Origin of the sequence: Teichococcus deserti, assembly GCF_001982615.1 — a bacterium.
GTDB lineage: Bacteria > Pseudomonadota > Alphaproteobacteria > Acetobacterales > Acetobacteraceae > Pseudoroseomonas > Pseudoroseomonas deserti.
On sequence record NZ_MLCO01000283.1, the window covers coordinates 1 to 988 of the forward strand.

Here is a 988-nt window from a genome sequence, read left to right on the forward strand (position 1 = left end):
TCATGCGGAAGGCCAATTTGCAGAAATAGAAGGGGCGCAAACCTACAGGTTTGCGCCCCTTCTATTTCTGCAAATTGGCCTTCCGCATGAACAAATGCGGGATGCCTACATCAAGAAACTCTTCGCCTTCGACCACATAGCCCAGCCGCTCGTAGAACGGCACGGCATGCGTCTGCGCCTCCAGCACGAACTCGCGCACCTCGGCCACGGCAGGATCGCCCTCGATCCAGCGCATCACGGCAGCCCCGGCGCCGCTGCCGCGCGCGATCCGCCGCACCGCCACCCGGCCGATCTTTGCGACCCGGCCTTCCTCCTTCAGCACCACCCGCGCCGTCGCCACCGGCTCGCCGCCGCGCCGCGCCAGCACATGCAGGGCGCTCGCATCCAGCGCATCGTATTCCTCCGATTCCGGAACCTGCTGCTCGACGACGAACACCTCGCGCCGGATGGCGAAACATGCCTCGCGCGCCGCGTCATCCTCGGCCCGCGCAATCTCCAAGCCACTCATCAGCCATCGCTCCAGGCAAACCAAGAAGAAGGAAGAACCCTGGTTCATTTGGCCTGCCTGGCAATCACCGCCAAGGCCGCGGCGCTGATGGAAATCTGGCCGAGCGTCTGCGTCAGGTCGCGGATGAAGCCCCAGGTCTCGTAGGGGCTCGGGTCCTGCGGCACCACCACCAGCGAGCCCGGCGGCACCGGCGGCCCGCCCGCCTGCCAGGCGCCCAGTCCCGCCGCCGCCGACTGCCCGTTCGGCAGCACCACGAAGGCCCGCCCGCCATCGGCGAAGCGCTGCGTGCCGCCCGAGGCGCGCACGTAATCCGTCGCCCGCCAGCCGCTGCTGAACTGCAGGCTGCCCGGGTTCAGCACCGCGCCGACCACGGTGACCTCGTTCGGCCGCTTCGGGATGGCGATCAGGTCGCCCGGCTCCAGCAGCACGTCCAGCTCCGGCCGCGCCGCCAGGATGACCGGATTGGCCTCCACCACCATC

2 protein-coding genes are annotated in these 988 nt (G+C 68.3%); both read right to left on the reverse strand.

The window, feature by feature from the left end; genetic code table 11:
* Nucleotides 1–61 precede the first annotated feature (61 nt).
* Nucleotides 62–556, reverse strand: coding sequence for a GNAT family N-acetyltransferase (locus BKE38_RS24175; protein WP_242662555.1), 495 nt, complete (start codon nt 554–556; stop codon nt 62–64).
* A partial coding sequence (locus tag BKE38_RS24180) for a capsule biosynthesis GfcC family protein (protein ID WP_207553660.1) occupies nt 553–988 on the reverse strand: 436 nt, incomplete at its 5' end. The genes BKE38_RS24175 and BKE38_RS24180, both read right to left, overlap by 4 nt.

Excerpts from the sequence above, each read along its gene's own strand:
- BKE38_RS24175 (WP_242662555.1), bottom strand. The coding sequence starts at position 556 with ATGAACCAGGGTTCTTCCTTCTTCTTGGTTTGCCTGGAGCGATGGCTG.